Source organism: Pseudomonas guariconensis (genome assembly GCF_015680235.1).
GTDB lineage: Bacteria > Pseudomonadota > Gammaproteobacteria > Pseudomonadales > Pseudomonadaceae > Aquipseudomonas > Aquipseudomonas guariconensis_A.
This window is the reverse complement of sequence record NZ_JADLJL010000020.1, coordinates 22,711-41,276: the sequence shown is the minus strand read 5'-3', so window position 1 is coordinate 41,276 and position 18,566 is coordinate 22,711. Positions and strand designations below refer to the sequence as shown.

The 18,566-nt window shown below is 59.1% G+C and carries 13 protein-coding genes and 1 pseudogene; 8 read left to right on the top strand and 6 right to left on the bottom strand.

What is annotated here, in order from left to right:
• The first annotated feature begins 247 nt into the window (after nucleotides 1–247).
• The 6 genes and pseudogenes from hsdR to IRZ56_RS23165 form a co-directional block, all read left to right on the top strand.
• The gene (gene hsdR, locus IRZ56_RS14945; protein ID WP_196145639.1) at nucleotides 248–2,611 is read left to right on the top strand and encodes an EcoAI/FtnUII family type I restriction enzme subunit R; all 2,364 of its coding nucleotides are present in this window, start codon (nucleotides 248–250) and stop codon (nucleotides 2,609–2,611) included.
• A gap of 101 nt (nucleotides 2,612–2,712) precedes the next feature.
• Nucleotides 2,713–4,182, top strand: a complete 1,470-nt coding sequence (locus IRZ56_RS14940) for a type I restriction-modification system subunit M (RefSeq protein ID WP_196145638.1) — start codon at nucleotides 2,713–2,715, stop codon at nucleotides 4,180–4,182.
• The gene (locus tag IRZ56_RS14935; RefSeq protein ID WP_196145637.1) at nucleotides 4,179–5,900 is read left to right on the top strand and encodes a restriction endonuclease subunit S; all 1,722 of its coding nucleotides are present in this window, start codon (nucleotides 4,179–4,181) and stop codon (nucleotides 5,898–5,900) included. The genes IRZ56_RS14940 and IRZ56_RS14935 overlap by 4 nt, the downstream gene beginning before the upstream one ends.
• A gap of 35 nt (nucleotides 5,901–5,935) precedes the next feature.
• Nucleotides 5,936–7,024: an endonuclease NucS domain-containing protein gene (locus IRZ56_RS14930; protein ID WP_196145636.1), complete on the top strand. Its 1,089-nt coding sequence runs from the start codon at nucleotides 5,936–5,938 to the stop codon at nucleotides 7,022–7,024.
• Nucleotides 7,025–7,334: 310 nt separating this feature from the next.
• Entirely contained in the window at nucleotides 7,335–8,537 is a 1,203-nt protein-coding gene (locus tag IRZ56_RS14925) for a hypothetical protein (RefSeq protein ID WP_196145635.1), read from the top strand.
• Between the two features lie 416 nt (nucleotides 8,538–8,953).
• Nucleotides 8,954–9,125, top strand: a pseudogene (locus tag IRZ56_RS23165) (arsenic resistance protein); the annotation flags it as partial.
• A gap of 85 nt (nucleotides 9,126–9,210) precedes the next feature.
• Here IRZ56_RS23165 and IRZ56_RS14920 read toward each other — a convergent pair.
• The 6 genes from IRZ56_RS14920 to IRZ56_RS14895 all read right to left on the bottom strand — a co-directional run bounded on the left by IRZ56_RS14920 (nucleotide 9,211) and on the right by IRZ56_RS14895 (nucleotide 15,814).
• On the bottom strand, nucleotides 9,211–10,140 hold the full coding sequence (locus IRZ56_RS14920) for a malate dehydrogenase (protein ID WP_196145634.1): 930 nt from the start codon (nucleotides 10,138–10,140) through the stop codon (nucleotides 9,211–9,213).
• A 134-nt stretch (nucleotides 10,141–10,274) separates the two neighbouring features.
• Nucleotides 10,275–10,718, bottom strand: coding sequence for a GFA family protein (locus IRZ56_RS14915; protein WP_196145633.1), 444 nt, complete (start codon nucleotides 10,716–10,718; stop codon nucleotides 10,275–10,277).
• A 79-nt stretch (nucleotides 10,719–10,797) separates the two neighbouring features.
• Nucleotides 10,798–11,736: a 2-hydroxyacid dehydrogenase gene (locus tag IRZ56_RS14910; protein ID WP_196145632.1), complete on the bottom strand. Its 939-nt coding sequence runs from the start codon at nucleotides 11,734–11,736 to the stop codon at nucleotides 10,798–10,800.
• A complete protein-coding gene (locus IRZ56_RS14905) occupies nucleotides 11,733–13,100 on the bottom strand; it encodes an MFS transporter (RefSeq protein ID WP_196145631.1) in 1,368 nt (455 codons plus the stop codon). Before IRZ56_RS14905 ends, IRZ56_RS14910 begins: the two co-directional genes overlap by 4 nt.
• An 84-nt stretch (nucleotides 13,101–13,184) precedes the next feature.
• A complete protein-coding gene (locus tag IRZ56_RS14900; RefSeq protein ID WP_196145630.1) occupies nucleotides 13,185–14,768 on the bottom strand; it encodes an aldehyde dehydrogenase (NADP(+)) in 1,584 nt (527 codons plus the stop codon).
• 101 nt (nucleotides 14,769–14,869) lie between these two features.
• Nucleotides 14,870–15,814: a LysR family transcriptional regulator gene (locus tag IRZ56_RS14895; RefSeq protein WP_196145629.1), complete on the bottom strand. Its 945-nt coding sequence runs from the start codon at nucleotides 15,812–15,814 to the stop codon at nucleotides 14,870–14,872.
• Between the two features lie 114 nt (nucleotides 15,815–15,928).
• Between IRZ56_RS14895 and IRZ56_RS14890 the strand changes: the two genes are divergently transcribed.
• A complete protein-coding gene (locus tag IRZ56_RS14890; protein WP_196145628.1) occupies nucleotides 15,929–17,107 on the top strand; it encodes a fumarylacetoacetate hydrolase family protein in 1,179 nt (392 codons plus the stop codon).
• A gap of 51 nt (nucleotides 17,108–17,158) precedes the next feature.
• On the top strand, nucleotides 17,159–18,547 hold the full coding sequence (locus tag IRZ56_RS14885) for an MFS transporter (protein WP_196145627.1): 1,389 nt from the start codon (nucleotides 17,159–17,161) through the stop codon (nucleotides 18,545–18,547).
• Nucleotides 18,548–18,566 lie beyond the last annotated feature (19 nt).

The following is an 18,566-nucleotide window of genomic DNA, read 5'->3' as shown; positions in this document are numbered from 1 at the left end:
CTGCACTGCATTCTAGGATCAGTATAAATTCAGACTCAGTCACTTTTGACTAAAGAGCTTTGAGTGTCAATGGACAAGCTCTTAACCTGCAGTAGCAGGACAGGCTTAAAGTTAAACTCAAGTTAACAATCACACAAAGACTTATACGGATGTACAAAGCTGCGAGGCGCCTTACGATCTGATACTGGCAGCATGCCTCTAGCCAATGTGGTAAATTCCGCAGAATGCCACAAGGACATAGCCAGCCATGGACAAAAAATCACTTTCCGAGCGGGACATCTGTAGTAAATACATCGCCCCAGCTATCCAGCAATCTGGGTGGGACATGCACAAACAGGTGCGTGAGGAGGTCAGCTTCACCAAAGGCCGGATTATGGTCCGTGGCAAGCTCCACAGCCGGGGCGAAGCACGCCGTGCAGACTTCATTCTCTACCACCAAGCCAACCTCCCCATCGCTGTGATCGAGGCGAAAGATAACAAGCACTCCATTGGCTCCGGTATGCAGCAAGCTCTTGGCTATGCAGAGGCGTTGGATGTGCCGTTCGTATTCTCCAGCAATGGCGATGGTTTCCTCTTTCATGATCGCAGCGGGACAGGCAGCAAGGTCGAAACTGAGCTCTCCTTGGATCAGTTCCCTAGTCCTGCCGAACTTTGGCACCGCTACTGCCAATGGAAGGGGTTGGACAATGCTGCTCAACACAAGATAGAAGCGCCCTACTACGACGACGGCTCCGGACGTATGCCGCGCTATTACCAAATGAACGCCATCAACCGCACCGTTGAGGCGGTAGCGCGCGGGCAGGACCGCGTTCTGCTGGTAATGGCAACTGGCACCGGAAAAACCTACACCGCCTTTCAAATCATCTGGCGACTGTGGAAATCAAAACAGAAAAAAAGAATCCTGTTCCTTGCCGACCGCAACATCCTGGTCGACCAGACAAAGAACAACGACTTTAAGCCCTTCGGCCAAGTGATGACCAAAATCGCCAGACGCCAGATAGACACCTCCTACGAGATCTACCTGTCGCTCTATCAGGCGGTGACTGGCGCTGAAGAAGAGATGAACGTCTACAAGCAGTTCTCCCGCGACTTCTTCGACTTGATCGTGATCGACGAATGCCACCGTGGCAGCGCCGCCGAGGACTCCGCCTGGCGCGAGATTCTTGACTACTTCTCCAACGCCACCCATGTCGGCCTCACCGCAACACCGAAGGAAACCAAAGAGGTGTCCAGCATCACCTACTTCGGTGAGCCGGTGTACAGCTACACCCTCAAACAGGGCATCGAGGACGGTTTTCTCGCGCCCTATAAAGTGGTGCGAATCGACTTCGACAAAGACCTGCAAGGCTGGCGCCCGCCCAAGGGCATGCTCGACAAGAATGGCGAGCTGATCGAAGACCGCATCTACAACCTCAAGGACATGGATCGCACCCTGGTCATCGAGGCGCGTACCCTACTGGTGGCGCAGAAGGTCACCGAGTTCCTCAAGGCCTCCGACCCGTTCCAGAAAACCATCGTCTTCTGCGACGATATCAATCACGCCGAGCGTATGCGCCAGGCCTTGGTCAACCTCAACCCCGAGCGCGTGGCTGAGAACCGCAAGTACGTCATGCGCATCACCGGCGATGATCAGGAAGGCAAGGCCGAGCTGGATAACTTCATCAATCCGGAAGAGCGCTACCCGGTCATCGCCACCACCAGCAAGCTGATGACCACCGGTGTCGATGCGCAGACTTGCAAGCTGATCGTGCTCGACCAGCACATCAAGTCGATGACCGAGTTCAAGCAGATCATCGGCCGTGGCACGCGCATCAATGAAGACTTCGGCAAATACTGGTTCACCATCATGGACTTCAAGAAGGCCACCGAGCTGTTTGCCGACCCGGCCTTCGACGGTGACCCGGTGGTGGTCTACGCCCCCGAAGGCAGCGAGCCGCCAATTCCGCCCGACGATTTACTTGAAGGCGATGGCATCAGTGCAGGCAGCGATGGAGAAGGTGATGATCTGGACTTTACCGGCGAGGAAGACGGCAAGAAGCGCATCAAGTACGTCATCGACAGCATCCCGATCTATGTCATCGCCGAGCGTGTGCAGTACTACGGCCCGGATGGCCGCCTGATCACCGAATCGCTGCACGACTACACCCGCACCTGCGTGCAAAAACAGTTCGCCTCGCTGGACGACTTTCTGCGCCATTGGAGTGATGCCGAGCAGAAAAAGGCCATCATCGACGAAATGGCAGCCCAAGGCGTGATGTGGGAAGCCCTGGCCGAAGAGGTGGAAAAGAAACAGGGCAAGCCACTCGATCCGTTTGACTTGATCTGCCACGTCGCCTTCGACCAACCGCCGCTGTCGCGTAAAGAGCGCGCGGAACAGGTGAAAAAGCGTAACTACTTCGCCAAGTACTCCGGTGCAGCCCGCCAGGTGCTGGAAGCGCTGCTGGATAAATACGCCGACACCGGCATTGAGCACATCGAAGACATCAAGATCCTTCTGCTCGATCCTTTTAACCAGCTCGGTGCACCCGTCGAACTGGTTAAAGCCTTTGGCGGCAAAGCTGGCTACAACAAAGCTATCCATGAACTGGAAGACGCGCTGTACGCCAGTTAATCCTCTCTAACCGTAGGTATGGGCAACGGCGGAGTCTTGTCCACCTGAGCACCTAACTCCATTACAATCCCCCGCTTTGCCACACCGACCGAGAATTCGTTATGTCCATCAGCTCAACCATCAAGTCCATCCAGGACATCATGCGCAAAGACGTCGGCGTCGATGGTGACGCGCAGCGCATCGGCCAGCTGGTCTGGCTGCTGTTCCTCAAGATCTTTGATGACCGTGAGCTGGAATGGGAGTTGATGGATGACAACTATAATTCGCCGATCCCCGAGAGCTGCCGCTGGCGTACCTGGGCAGCAGACCCGGAAGGCATGACCGGCGATGCGCTGAAGGATTTTATCGACAACGACCTGTTCCCGCAGCTGCAGAACCTGCACGAATACAGCAACACCCCCTCGGCCTTTGTGGTGCGCAGCGTATTTGAAGACGCCTACAACTACATGAAATCTGGCCAGCTGCTGCGCCAGGTGATCAACAAGATTCAGGAAGGTGTGGACTTCAACAAGGCCCAGGAGCGCCACGAGTTTGGCAACCTCTACGAGCAATTGCTGCGCGACCTGCAGAACGCCGGCAACGCGGGCGAGTTTTACACCCCGCGCCCGGTCACCGAATTCATGGTGCGCATGGTCGATCCCAAGCTGGATGAGAAGGTCATGGACCCGGCCTGCGGCACTGGCGGCTTTTTAACCTGCGCCATCGAGCACAAACGCAGCCACTATGTAAAAACCCCCGAGGACGAACGTATCCTGCAGGCCAGCATCTACGGCGTTGAGAAAAAGCCGCTGCCGCACCTGCTGGCCACCACCAATATGATCCTGCACGGAATCGAGGTGCCCAGCCAGATCCGCCACGACAACACCCTGAGCAAACCGCTGATCAGCTGGGGCCCGAGCGAGCGCGTGCATTGTATCGTCGCAAACCCGCCTTTCGGCGGCATGGAAGAAGACGGCATCGAAACCAACTTCCCCGCGGCCTTCCGCACTCGCGAAACAGCCGACCTGTTTCTGGTGCTGATCATGCAGCTGCTCAAAGACGGTGGCCGCGCCGCCGTGGTGCTGCCCGATGGCTTCCTGTTTGGCGAAGGCATCAAGAACCGTATCAAGGAAAAGCTGCTGACCGAGTGCAACCTGCACACCATCGTTCGCCTGCCCAACGGCGTGTTCAACCCCTACACCGGCATCAAGACTAACCTGCTGTTTTTCACCAAGGGTACGCCCACCAAACAGGTGTGGTTCTACGAACACCAGTACCCGGCCGGCGTGAAGAACTACTCCAAGACTCGCCCCATGCGCATCGAAGAATTCGCAGTGGAAGAGGCCTGGTGGGGCAGCGAGGCCGATGGCTTTGCCGCACGGGTGGAGAATGAATTCGCTTGGCAGGTCAGCATTGAAGAGCTGCAACTCCGCAACTGGAACCTCGACTGCAAAAACCCGCATATCGGCGAACAGATCAGCCATGACCCCGAAGAGTTGCTGCGTAACTACGCCAGCCTACAAGACGAAATCAGCGACCTGCGTGACCAGCTCAAGGCGGTTCTAGCTGAAGCCCTGGAGCGCCAGGTATGACGGCTTTGCTCACCGATAACCTGCGACTGCTGGCCGATGCGCCTTATGGCATCAAGAAGCTGCGTGAGCTGATCCTGGAACTAGCGGTCCGTGGCAAGCTGGTGCAGCAAGATCCGAGTGATGAGCCGGCCAGTCGGTTGCTTAAGCACATTGCCGAGGAGAAGGCGAGGCTAGTAGCTGAGAGCAAGATTAAGAAGCAGAAGGCACTGGCGAAAATTACGGAGGAGGAAATACCATTTTCCGTACCCAACCATTGGGAGTGGGTACGGCTTGATTCCCTGCTTAAGAAAATTGGGGCTGGTAGCACTCCATTAGGTGGGAAACGGGCTTACGTGACTGGCGGCGTTAAGTTTCTTCGATCTCAGAACGTTTGGAATGAAGGACTTCGCCTAAATGACGTTGCTTTCATACCTGAAGAAACACACAATAAGATGTCAGGAACACATGTTGAAGCAGGTGACCTGCTTTTCAATATCACAGGCGCGTCCATTGGGCGCTGTGCCGCGGTTCCTTCCGACTTTGATACAGGTAACGTCAGCCAGCACGTAACTATTATTCGGCCAGTTTCAATCGAAATTCAGCCGTTCCTTCATGTAGTCCTGGTCTCGCAACTGGTCCAGCAGACTGTTATGGATATGCAGGTAGGGGTCTCGCGTGAAGGGCTAAGTATTGGGAAGCTGTCTCAATTCCTAATACCTTTCCCGCCCGAAGCCGAACAACACCGCATCGTCGCCAAAGTCGATGAGCTGATGGCCCTCTGCGACCGCCTGGAAGCCCAGCAGGCCGATGCTGAAAGCGCCCACGCCCAACTGGTACAAGCACTGCTCGACAGCCTGACCCAGGCTAACGACGCCACCGACTTCACCACCAACTGGCAACGCCTGGCCGAGCACTTCCACACCCTGTTCACCACTGAATCCAGCGTCGACGCCCTCAAACAGACCCTGTTGCAACTGGCCGTGATGGGCAAACTGGTGCAACAAGATCCCAGCGAGGAGCCGGCCGGTGAATTGCTTGGGCGGATTGCTGAGGAAAAGGCGCGGTTGGTGGCCGAAGGCAAGATTAAGAAGCAGAAGGTACTTTCTGAAATCGGCGAAGAAGAAAGGGCTTATGAGTTGCCACAAGGTTGGCAATGGGCGAGAAAAGCAGAGGTTTTCAGCTTCCTTAATGGCTACGCCTTCAAAAGCGAATGGTTCCGGCCAGAGGGCGTTCGGTTACTACGCAACGTAAACATTTCGCATGGAGTAATCAACTGGAAGGAAACTGCCTGCATTTCGGAAGAGCAGGCGGCCGAATTCCAAGGTTTCTCACTAGCCGAGAATGATGTCGTCCTTACGCTTGATCGTCCGATTATTTCAACAGGCCTGAAGTATGCAGTGATACGCAGTACCGACCTTCCCTGCCTACTGCTACAGCGGGTAGCCAAAATAGCCCCGTATGCGGGTGCGGTTACCGTCAGTTATCTATCTGCTTGGCTAAATTCACGCTTCTTCGTCGACTCCATTGATCCGGGGCGGAGTAACGGGGTACCACATATTTCGACGAACCAAGTCGCGAGCATGCCTTTTGCTCTACCGCCCCTCGCCGAACAACACCGCATCGCCGCCAAAGTCGATCAACTCATGGCCCTCTGCGACCAACTGAAAACCCACCTGACCGAGGCCCGCCAACTCAATGAACAACTGGCCAGCACCCTGGTTGAGCAAGCCGTGGCCTAGCGGCTCGCAGGCTGCATTACGTTAAGGACAACGCCATGACCATCAAAACGCAAATCTGGACGGTCGGTGGCCAACCCAGCCAGTTGAATGAGTGCATCCTCCCCAGCGAGCAATTGCTGGAAGACATGATCGCCAGCGCTCCACGGCTGCTGTCGGACGAATGGATGCTGATCGGCCGTCAGGAAAGCACTGGACTAGGAGGACGGATCGATCTGCTGGCCATCGCCCCGGATGCCTCCCTAGTGCTGATCGAACTCAAGCGCGACCGCACCCCACGTGATGTGGTGGCGCAGGCGCTGGACTATGCCTCTTGGGTGGAAAAACTGGCCGCCGAGGATATTGCCGCCATCTACAAACGCTATCGCCAGAACGCCGATTTGGCGGCGGACTTTCATGCCTACTTCGGCCTGCCGCTGGATGAAGAGGCGCTCAACCAAAGCCACCAGATCATCATCGTCGCGTCCGGGCTGGACGCCAGCACCGAGCGTATCGTGGCGTACCTCAGCGAGCGGGATATCGCCATCAACGTGCTGTGCTTTCAGGTGTTTCAATTCGGCGCGCAACAGCTGATCAGCCGCTCCTGGCTGCTCGACCCTGTGGAAACCCAGGCCAATGCCAGCAACACCCGCAACGATGGCCCGAGCGAGCCGTGGAATGGTGAGTTCTATTGCTCGTTTGGCCACAGTTCCACACGTTCCTGGCTGGATGCGCAAGCCTTTGGATTTATCTGTGGCGGTGGCGGCACTTGGTACAGCAACAGCCTGAAGATGCTCGCCCCCGGCGACCGGGTGTGGGTCAACATTCCGCAGCAGGGCTACGTCGGCGTCGGCCGCGTAACCGGGCGGGCCACAGCGGCGGCAGACTTCACCGTGCCCTACAACGGCGTCGACACGCCGGTGCTGCAAGCCGCCAAACGTGGTACCTACCACGCCGAATACAGCAACGACCCAGCGCTGTGCGAGTACTTCGTGCCTGTGGCATGGCTGCAGACCGTGCCAGTTGAACAGGCCATAAAGGAAGTCGGTCTGTTCGGCAACCAAAACACCGTCTGCCGCCCAACCACACCCAAGTGGCGTTGGACGATAGAGCGGTTGAAGGTGCGTTTGTTCAACAAGGCGCAATGATCATTCGACTCATTTGCGGACAGGATATCGGCTCTGGCACCTAGCGATCTCAATCACCACCTGTAATCTGCTCAGCCAAACGGATAGCAAGTCAGGCGCACGGTCGCGGAATTCATCCTGGCTAAGAAATTGGTGGATACGGCAGGCTCTATTCTTGGGCGTGCCGTGCTTCTGACTCGTTGACAGGAAACAGACTAGGCACTCTGCTCAATTCGGGCCCACCCTAGATGATTTGAATAATCAGATACAAAGATTCCCGAGACTTTACCTTGTGTTCAGAACCACGAAAACTAGGAAGAAACACACGCTCATGGCACCCGTATCTCCCCCCACAACCATCCCTCAAAACCCATCCCCCGCTTCACCGCCCGGCCCCTCCGCCTCCAGCAGCCCCCGGCAAGCATTATTCAAACTCCTCGCCGATATCAAATGGTGGCTGCCGGTAGTTTCAACGCTTATCTCAATCTCACTCCTCACCAAGTACCTCTGGGTAATCCATCACCCCGAGTTGATCCTGAGTTCGTTAGGGAACCCTTCGAACCTCGTCGCCTGGTTATTCTTCAGCCTGCTGATACTCGCGTCGCTGCTGCTCATCGTATCGGTGCCGTCTTTGGTCTTCACGTTGAGCATGTCTGTATGCACCGTTGACAGAGAGTTGGAAAAGAGGCTCGCCTTACGCTTTGGCCTCATCGTAGGCGGGGGCTACTTACTGCTATCGCTCAACCTGCTGGGGGCCCTCTTTGATTACACCATGGCCCCAGGCTACTTCTTCCCTATCGTCGTAGTCGCTGCCGCTTGTGCCGTGATAGTTCTGCTTCGCCGCGATGCGCCCCTGCACAACAAAGTACTGGAGCTGCCGCCTGGTCCCCGCAAACCCTCGCATCGCAAACTCTATTACACAGCCCTCGTTGGCTGGCTAGGTACGTTGCTCGCGTTTACTTCGGTGAGTGGAGTCATGCCCGCCCAGCTAACCATCATGACGTGGCGAGGCGGAGAGAGCGACGAAGAGGCATTCGGGGCTATCGCCCTCTGCTTATTGATAATGTGCCTCTACCTAGCGCCAGTCCTCGTCTTTTATTTGACAAACGGCAATGCGATGCAGCGCACCGGCCGAGCCGCACTGGTGCTGCTCGGGTGCATCTTCGTCAATGCCATGCTGTTGCCGGCCCTCTTGGACCTGTGGGTTTATTCCGCCGCCAATCTGATCAAAATCAGGGACAATACCGAGCTGAGCTATGTGTTGAACGAAAAGGATTATCCGAAGGAGGTATTCAGTAGCTCCCCGTGGCAACTGGAGAGCTACGAGGGGCCGAATGGTTTGTACAGCGTCAGGGGGTTTCGTCAGTTCCGCTTCGGCGATATGTTGTTGATCTGTCCCGCTAGCTACCGAAATATCGCTTTGAAAGAGATCGACAGCTACGCACATCGCTGTATTGCCTTGTCCGAGGCCAAGGTGCATGTAGCCGCTCCTGTATTAAGCAAGAATGCTGCGACGGTAGCCAAACCGAATTGATCCGGCCCCCATGCCTACCCACGTCCCGGTGTTGATTGAATACCGGAACTGCCAATCTGTTTGCTGCCGCACAAAAAAGTGCTCAAAAAGCACCTCCATCGGAATCCAGACCACACAGCGTTCCAACTGGTATTCCAAGCAAGTTGGCCAATAAATTAATAATCAGAAAAAACAGATAGATACGGACACATTTCAACTTACCCCGGCCCAACAAATACCTCACAGAGCCCCATTTTTTGGGGCGTTGCGCTATTCGGAACTAACATTATTTTCGGTATGCCACTGACAAATGATATTCCTGTGGGGCATATCAGGCGTCTAACATGAAACCATTCCCTTCCAACAAGCACGCCCTGCGCAGGTCCAGAAGCTGCACGAAGAGCGCGGACGTGGCAATCAGCTGGATTCGGCCCGCGGCGCCGCTGCTCGGTTTGCTCTCGGCGCACCTACTGCGCCGAGAGCCCAGCGAGCCACGCGCGGTAAATCTTCAGCGCCGCCACGCGCAACTCACTGGTGGTATTGCCGCTGCCGCTGGACTTGCCTGAAGACATCCGCAGGCTGGCAGCAGCAGCTATTACCCAGACATAGGGCAGCACCCCGGCTGATACATTGACTCGCTCCCCGTGCCCATTCCGCCCGGATCTTAATCGTCAGCACCCAACCCCTACCTCACTCACAACGCTTTCATCTCAGCAATATCCCGCGCCACCTGATCTGCAGAGTGGTCAAACATCACCTGCTCCTGCACATCCAGCGGCAACTCGATCACCCGCGCCAGTCCCTGCTCTGCCAGTACACAAGGCACGCCCATGGCGATGTCGTGACGCCCGTACTCGCCCTGCAAAATGGCCACCGCCGGCAAAATGCGGTTTCGTCGATTGGCGATCGCATCGACCATCTGGGCAATGGCCACACCCGGCGCATCGCAGGCGCTGCCCAGTTTCTTCAGGCCGAGGATCTCACCCCCACCTTTGCGCGTACGCTCGACAATTTGCTCGATCTGCTCATTGCTCAAGAAGTGCGACAACGGCACCGAGCCGATCTGGCAGTAGCGCATCAGCGGCACCATGCTGTCACCATGCCCGCCCAGCACCAGCGCCGTGATGTCCCGGGCCGAAAACCCGGTTTGCTCGGCGATGAAGCACTTCATGCGGGCAGTGTCCAACACGCCGGCCTGCCCGAACACCTTGTCGCGCCCCAGGCCGCTGATGCTCCAGGCCCGGTAAGTGAGCACGTCGACTGGGTTGGACACCACCAGCACCGTTGCCGTAGGTGCATGCTGTTTGATATCGGCCATGATGCTGTCGAGGATGGGCAAGTTGGTACTCAGCACATCCTGACGCGACTGGCCTGGCTTGCGCGGAACGCCTGCAGTGATGACCACCAGCTCGGAGCCCTCCAGCATCTGGGCGTTGGCCCCGCCGTAGACACGGGTATCAGACCCGGACTCTACAGCAGCCTGCCACACATCCAGCGCCTTCCCCTGCGCCAGCTCACCCTGAACGTCCATCAACACCAGCTCACGGCATAACTCATCCCGAGCGATGATTTGCGCTGCCGCCTCGCCGACCAGTCCGGCACCCACGATTGTCAGTTTGTTCATCAGACACCTCCTAGCGGCGTGCGCCACCAGGAACACGCCTGCGTATAGAGAAGTATCGTCCGCTGGGGCGAAAACACATCCGAAAACTTGCGCCGTCGCAGGCCTGTTATGAGTGACCTTTTGAGGCCACGAAGTCACTCAACATGTCGCGCATAACGCAGCCACCCGGCAATGCCTGAGCCGCCCTCCACGCGGTCTTTGGGATGATTACGGCCCTCATTGACAGGCACTTCCGGGAAGTCGAACGGGCTCATTCCCTCGATACACGCCACGTTGACGCCGTACTGGTCCGGCGCAGAACGGCGTTGGTGGAACGTGTAGATGCCGCACTTGGAGCAGAAGTAATGCTTTGCTTCGCGTGTATTGAACTGATAGAGGGTGAGCGCCTCTTTCCCCTGGGTGACCGTGAGGTCGTTCAGGTTGGCCGATACCGCTACGGCACCCCGCATACGACAGAGCGAGCAGTTACACCTGCGCGCGGTACGCAAACCATCGGTCAGGCGCACGGTAAAGCGGACAGTCCCGCAATGGCAGGCCGCTTGGTAGAGTGGACGGTCATCGTTGCTGTCATCGGTCATAACGGGCCTCTAGTCGGTTCCTGGAAGGCAAAGTGCGGGCTTGCTACAGGTGCAATTCCTCAGGGCTGTGTGATCGCCTTCAAAGCATACTGCGACAAACCGCATTGACAACGCAGTCGCCCATCGCCCTCCTGGTCTGCAGCGTAGCGCTGCCTATGTGCGGCTGAAGCACTACGTTATCCAGGTCAAACAAGCTGGGGGGCACTTGCGGTTCATCTGCAAACACGTCCAAGGCTGCCCCCGCAAGTCGCCGATCCTGCAATCGAGCAACCAGCTCCGCTTCGTCGATCACGCTTCCCCGCGCCACGTTTACGATCACCCCTTTCGCGCCAAGCGCTTCCAGCACTGGCGCATTGACCAGGCGTGACGTCGCATTTCCGCCTGCGGCGGCGACGATAAGAATGTCGCTGTCCGCAGCCAGGCTGCGGGCGTCGGGGTGATAGGCGTAACTGCAGCCCTGTAGCTCATTGCGGTTGTGATACGCCAACTTGACGCCGAACGGCAATAGGCGACTGGCAATCGCTTGACCGATACGGCCAAGGCCTATGATGCCGACACGCTGCCCGCGCAACGTGGTGCCTAGCAAGGGGAAGGCGCCCTCGCGCCAGCTGCCGGCCCGGACGAAGCGGTCAGCCACGCAAACCTGGCGCAGCAGGCACAAGAGCAAAGCTACAGCCTGGTCGGCCACGGCATCCGTGAGGAGATCGACCGTCGTCTCAACCAGAATGCCGCGGGCGTTCGCCTGGTCCAGATCAATGCCATCAACGCCCACACCGTTCACAGCGATCAGTGAAAGGTTGACCAGTGTGCGCATGACTGGGGTTGGCACCCCCACCACGCCGTTGGTCACCAGCGCACGGAAACGTTCCGGCCGGTCGGCTAGAACAGCCTCCAGAGCATGTGGATCAAAAGCGCGTACCAGGTCGAACTGCTGGGCGAGCTGGCTTTCGTGCTGGTCGAGCAACGGCGCCAACATCAGCAGCGCCTGGCGCAGGCTTGTTCCGTGGTTGATGCTCATGCTGTCTCCAGGTTCAACTGTGCACGGGGCTGCGAGTCGGGTCGCTTCAACATCGCGGCGGGAATCGCCATGATCAATGCGCCACTGATGAACAAGCACAGGCCCAGCACATAGGTGCCGTTGTTGATGTCGCCGGTGAGGTTCTCGGCCACTGCTGTAATCATCGAACCGGTGAAACCGGACAGGTTGCCGAACGCGTTGATCATGCCAATGCCTGCCGCCGCTGCGACACCTGAGAGCACCGTGCCCGGCAGCGTCCAGAAGATGGGCATCAGGCTAAGCACCCCGGATGCCGCCACGGTCAGGAACACGATGGAAAGGACAACGTTCTGTGCGAAAGCGGCGCTGAGGATCAGCCCGCAGCCACCGATGAACGCCGGGATCGCGGCGTGCAGCCGACGTTCGCCCGTGCGATTGGAGTGGCGTGCGTTGAGGAACATGGCGAGCACTGCCACGCCGTAAGGGATAGCCGTCAGCAAACCGATTTCCAGGCTGCTGGTCACTCCCGCGCTCTTGATGATCGACGGCATCCAGAAGGCCAGGCCATAAAAACCTGTGTTGAAAGTGAGCAGGATGAATACCAGCAGCCAGACACGTGGGCTGAAGAGGACATCTTTGAGGCGTGAAACCTTGCCGTGCGCCTCTAGCTTCAAGTTGGCTTTGAGCAGCGCCTTTTCCTGCGGGGACAACCAGGCCGCCTTGTCGATGTTGTCGCACAGGCAGCAGTAGACGATGGCCGCCATGATCACCGACGGTACACCCTCGACCAGCAGCATCCACTGCCAGCCCGCCATACCGTGCCAACCATCCATGCTGGTCATGAGCCAACCAGACAAAATGCCCCCGAGCGTCAGGCTGACAGGCATTGCCATCAGGAAACCCGACATCACCCGGCTTTGCCGATGGGTCGGGAACCAGTAGTTGAGGTAAAGAATCACCCCTGGGAAGAAGCCGGCCTCACAGATACCGAGCAGGAAGCGCAGCACATAGAACATGGTGCTGGACTCGACATGGAAGAATGCGGCCAGTGGCTGGGTAAAGGCCACAGCCATGGAGATGATGGCCCAACTCAGCATGATGCGGGCGATCCAGAACCGCGCCCCATATCGATGCAACAACAGGTTGCTCGGCACCTCGAACAGAAAGTAGCCCCAGAAGAAAATGCTCGCGCCCAGGGCGTAGACCGTATTACTGAACTGCAGGTCCTCCAGCATGCTCAGTTTCGCGAAGCCGATATTCACCCGGTCGAGATAGGCCGCCATGTAACACAGCAGCAGGACCGGCAGGATTCGTACGATGACTTTGCGATAGGTGCGATCCTCAAAAGCCGAATCGCGCACGGGGTCGACAACTTGATGGTCCATAACCAGCCTCTTGGCATGTCGTGCACGCCTGATTGTTGTTATTTAGAGAGCATCGGGCACCCGAGTGCCCGATGGGAGTACCTGTCAGCGAATCGGTTCGCGGCTGGGCTGACCATCGACCAGGCGCAGCAGCCCTAGTGGGTTGGCGTCGCGCAGGGCTTCGGGCAGCAGCGCATCGGGGAAGTTCTGGTAGCACACCGGGCGCAGGAAGCGGTCGATCGACAGTGTGCCGACGGACGTGCCACGGCTGTCAGAAGTGGCCGGGTATGGGCCGCCGTGCACCATGGCGTCGCAGACCTCGACACCAGTCGGGTAGCCGTTGACGAGGAGCCGACCGGCCTTCTGCTCCAGTACCGCTACCAGTGGCGCGGCAGCAGCCAGGTCGCTCTCCTCGCCGATCAACGTAGCGGTCAATTGCCCACCCAGTGCCTGCAGCGCGGCCAGCAACTGGGCCTGGTCGGCCAGCTCGACCACTACCGTGGCCGGGCCGAAAATTTCTTCCTGCAGTAACGGTTCGTTATCCAGAAGCAACCGCGCATCTGCTGCGAACAGCTGCGGCCAGGCCTGGTTGCCCTGCTGCTCTGCCCCCGCCAGGTGACGAATGCCGGGCAGTGCCTTGAGGGCGGCGACACCATGGGCATAGCTGGCCAAGGTGCCTTGGTTGAGCATGGTTTGCGCTGGCTGGTCGGCGACCTGCGCACGCAGGTGTTCGACAAAAGCGCTGAACTCAGGTGAACGCATGCCCAATACCAAGCCGGGATTGGTGCAGAATTGCCCGCATCCAAGCACCACCGAAGCGACCAGCTCGCGGGCCACGGCCTCGGCACGAACCGCCAGCGCGCCCGGCATTACCAACACCGGGTTGATACTGCTCATTTCAGCGAATACCGGGATCGGTTGCGGACGCGCCGCGGCCATGTCGCAAAGGGCACGACCGCCTTTGAGCGAACCGGTGAAGCCAACCGCCTGAATGGCGGGGTGCTTGACCAGAGCCTCACCCACGCCGCCGCCAAAAATCATGTTGAACACGCCGGCTGGCATGCCACAACGCTCTGCGGCCGCTACGATCGCCTCCGCCACCCACTGCGCAGTCCCCATGTGGCCGCTATGGGCCTTGAACACCACCGGGCAGCCCGCAGCCAGCGCTGCGGCGGTATCGCCACCGGCGGTGGAAAACGCCAGCGGGAAGTTACTGGCACCGAATACCGCCACCGGCCCCAGGCCCATGCGGCACTGGCGGATGTCCAAACGTGGTAGCGGGGTGCGCTGGGGCTGCGCGCGGTCGATACGCGCGCCGGCAAAATCACCACGGCGCAGCACCGAGGCGAACAGCCGCAGCTGGCCGCTGGTCCGCGCCCGCTCACCCACGATTCTTGCTGCTGGCAAGGCGGTCTCGCGACAAACGGTAGCAATGAAATCATCGCCCAGCGCATCCAGCGCCTCGGCGATGGCGTCGAGGAATTCGGCCCGACGTACAGCGGACAACGCCCGGTAGGTTGGATACGCAGCGGCAGCGGCTAGAGCAGCAGCATCCACTTCTTGCTCGGTAGCCTGGTAAAACGCGCCAGGCAGCGCCTGCCCGGTATGCGCATCCACGCTATGCAATGAGGCGGTCCCGGTAGCACAGCGGCGACCGCCGATGAATTGTTGGCCTGCACATGAAGTCATGAAGGGTCCCTTCGCGTCGCATAAGACAGTGAGCGCTAATCTATGCGGCTCTGCGATTCTTGCCCAATGGCTTTTAGGGATCATTCGATAACGGCTTGTTATCAGTCAGCCGGCTCCCTTCCTGCGTTGGCCAGCAATATCTCGGCAAACTCCAAGGCCGCTCCGGTCAACGGCTCGCCTTTGCGGGTCAGGATGCCGTAATCCTGAGGATCCAGGTGCAGGGGCGTGTCGAGGTTGATGAGGACCCCGCTGGCAAGGTGTGGCTCGACCATCGCCTGGGGCAGCATGCCGATCATCGGGCCACCCAACAGCACCTTGAGGAAGGTCTGCATTGAAATGGTGTCGATGGTGTTGCGCGGCACCGCGACCCCGGCCTCCGCGAAGGCGCGCTCCATGCGACCGCGAATTGGCGTGCCTTTGGGGTAGAGGATCCATGGCCATTCGAGCAATTGAGGTAGGGTCACCGGCCCGGCATCACTCAAAGGATGCTGGTGGTTAACCACGAAGCAGAATGGCTCCGGCGCCAACGGCTGGAAGTCGAAGCGCTGCTGCTGCGTCACATCGGTAAATCGCGCTACCGCCAGGTGCAGGTTCTTGTCCTCCAGCATGGTCATGAGATGGTCACTGGTCTGCTCCACCACCTCAATCGAAAGCAACGGTTTGCGCTGCTTGATTTCGACAATGGCCTCTGGCAGCGCCACGGCGGTGGCGGCAAAGATGCCGCCAACCTTCAGGTGACCGTGGCCGCCTTGGCGCAGGCTGTCGATCTGGTCGACGAAGGTGCGCGCATCATTGAGCGCGACCTGGGCATAGCGCACCACCTGCTCGCCCAGGGCGGTGGGCAGCATGCTGCGTGGTAGACGCTCGAACAGGGCGAAGCCGAGCAGGTGCTCGATCTCCTTGAGCATCTTGCTGATCGCCGGCTGACTGAGGTTCATCTGTTGCGCTGCCACATGCATGTTGTGGGTGCGACCGAGGGTGTCGATGAGCAGAAGGTGGCGGAACTTAAGCCAATTGCAGACGTGAGAAAAAGAAAGGTCTGACATGAATCCACCTGTGGTGCAATAACCGTATGTTATCGAATAGTGAAAAGATGCCATTGGAGTTTATCGCACGGTTTGCCTAGCGTGCAGCTTTCAGATCCAAGAGACCTAGATGCCATGCCGATAACGCTCACTTGCGCCAATACTCTGCCCGACGACAGCCTTGCCGGCACCCTTATCGGCCGTGCCTGGATACCCGGTGAACCCGGCGGCCCCTCGCCGATAGTGCTGCGCAGCGACGGCGTGTTCGACCTCTCCGAACGCTTCGCCACCCTTAGTCAGTTGCTCGAGCACGAAGACCCGCTCCACGCCGTACGCAGCACGCCGGGCCAATTTCTGGGGAGCATCGAGGCGCTGCTGAACAACAGCGGTGCGGCTTTCGATGCCAGCAAGCCCTACCTGCTCGCCCCCGTCGACCTGCAGGTCATCAAAGCTGCCGGCGTGACCTTCGCCGCCAGCATGATCGAACGGGTGATCGAGGAGCAGGCCGGCGGCGACGCCAGCAAGGCCGAAGCAGTGCGGGCCACAGTGCGCGCGGTAATCGGTGACAACTTGCGCGCAGTGCAGCCAGGCTCTCAACAGGCAATGGCATTGAAAGCACTGCTGCTGGAAAAGGGAATGTGGTCCCAATACCTGGAAGTCGGGATCGGTCCAGATGCGGAAATCTTCACCAAAGCCCCGGTGTTGGCAGCGGTCGGCAGCGGCAGCGCAATCGGCGTGCACCCGAAATCGGCATGGAACAACCCCGAACCGGAAGTGGTGTTGGCGGTCGACAGCCGCGGTCGGATTCATGGCGCAACCCTGGGCAACGACGTCAACCTGCGCGACTTCGAGGGCCGCAGCGCGCTGCTGCTGAGCAAGGCCAAAGACAACAACGCCTCGTGCGCCGTCGGCCCGTTCATTCGCCTGTTCGACGAGACCTTCAACCTGGACGCGGTGCGCCGCTGCGTGATCGACCTGGAGGTCCAGGGCCGCGATGGCTACCGCCTGCGGGGCAGCAGCTCAATGGACCAGATCAGCCGTGACCCTGAAGACCTGGTACGGCAGACCCTCAACGAAAACCACCAGTACCCCGACGGCTTCATGCTGTTCCTCGGCACGCTGTTCGCGCCCACCGAAGACCGCGACCAGCCGGGTGCCGGCTTCACCCACAAACCCGGCGACCACGTACGCATTGCCAGCCCGTTCCTGGGCCAACTGCATAACCAGGTCACCACCAGCGACCAAGCCCGCCCGTGGACCTTCGGCCTCGGCGCGATGATGCACAACCTGGCCGCTCGAGGCCTCCTTAAGTAGCGACACAACGGCTTTCCGCAGGCCCATAACAACAAAAAAGCGAGGCAAGACATGCAAACCCAAGTCAAGGACACCGTGCCTGACCCGCGTCAGCTGCGCCGGGCTATCTATACCGGCGCAATCGGCAGTGCTCTGGAGTACTACGACTTCGCCATCTATGGGCTGGCCGCGGCGCTGGTCTTCGGCCATATATTCTTCCCCTCCCTCGGGACCACTGGCGCCTTGCTCGCCAGTTTCGCCACCTATGGCGCAGGCTTCCTGGCGCGACCATTCGGCGGGCTTTTCTTTGGCTCGCTGGGGGACCGCAAAGGGCGCAAGCTGGTCTTGTTGCTGACCATTGCCCTGATGGGTACCGCCACTACCCTGATCGGCCTACTGCCAACTGGCGCCACTGGCGCCGTGCTGCTGGTACTGCTGCGCCTGCTGCAAGGTTTCGGTGCGGGTGCCGAACAGACCGGCGCAGCGACACTCATGGCCGAACTGGCGCCACGTGAGCGCCGAGGGTTCTATGCCGCCCTGCCCTTCATCGGGGTATTCAGCGGCCTGGCCCTTGCCACTATCACGTTCCGCGTGATGCAGACCTCGCTCACCCATGAGGAACTGCTCGACTGGGGCTGGCGAATCCCCTTCCTGGCCAGCGTGGTGCTGATATTCATGGCCATCTGGATCCGCCTCAAGCTCAAGGAAAGCCCGGTGTTCCAGCAGCTCAGCCAGAGCCAGCAGGTGATCGAATCGCCGATGCGCGCCGTGTTGCGTAATGCTCGTCGGCCACTGGCGGCGACTACCCTGATGCGCATGGCCGAAACGGGCTGCTCGACCCTTTACGCCACTGTTTCCATCGCCTTCCTGACCGGTTTCGCCAGCCGCCATCTCGGCGAGGATGGTGCCAACCTGGCCACCATTGGTACCAATGCGGTGCTCGTCGCCAGTATCCTCAGCGTGTTCACCACCCCATTGTTCGGCGCGCTGTCCGATCGTTTCGGGCGCCTGGCGGTGTACCGTGGCGGCGCGTTGTTCGGCGCGTTGTGGGCGTTCCCCTCATGGTGGATGATCGACAGCGGCAACTCGACATTGGTGTGCATCGCCGTTGTGGGTGGCTTCGCCCTGGCTGCGAATAGCATGCTCGGCGCCCAATGTGCCCATTTCACCGAACTGTTCGGCAACCGCTACCGCTACTCCGGCGTGGCCCTGTCCCGAGAAATCGGCGCGATGCTGTCCGGCGGTTTGGCACCGATCCTGGGTATATTCCTGGTCGGCCTGGCCGGTGGTGCCTACTGGGTGCTGGCGCTCTACACCCTGGCGCTGGCTGGGCTGACCTTGCTCGGCACCTGGCTGTCCGTCGAAACCCGTGGCCGCGACCTGACTGTACTGGACGACGCAGTGGGAAGCGCTGCGCCATCCCTACATAGCCATGCAGGCGTCGGTGTGCCGCAACGCTAAGCGGTGGCCACCCCACACA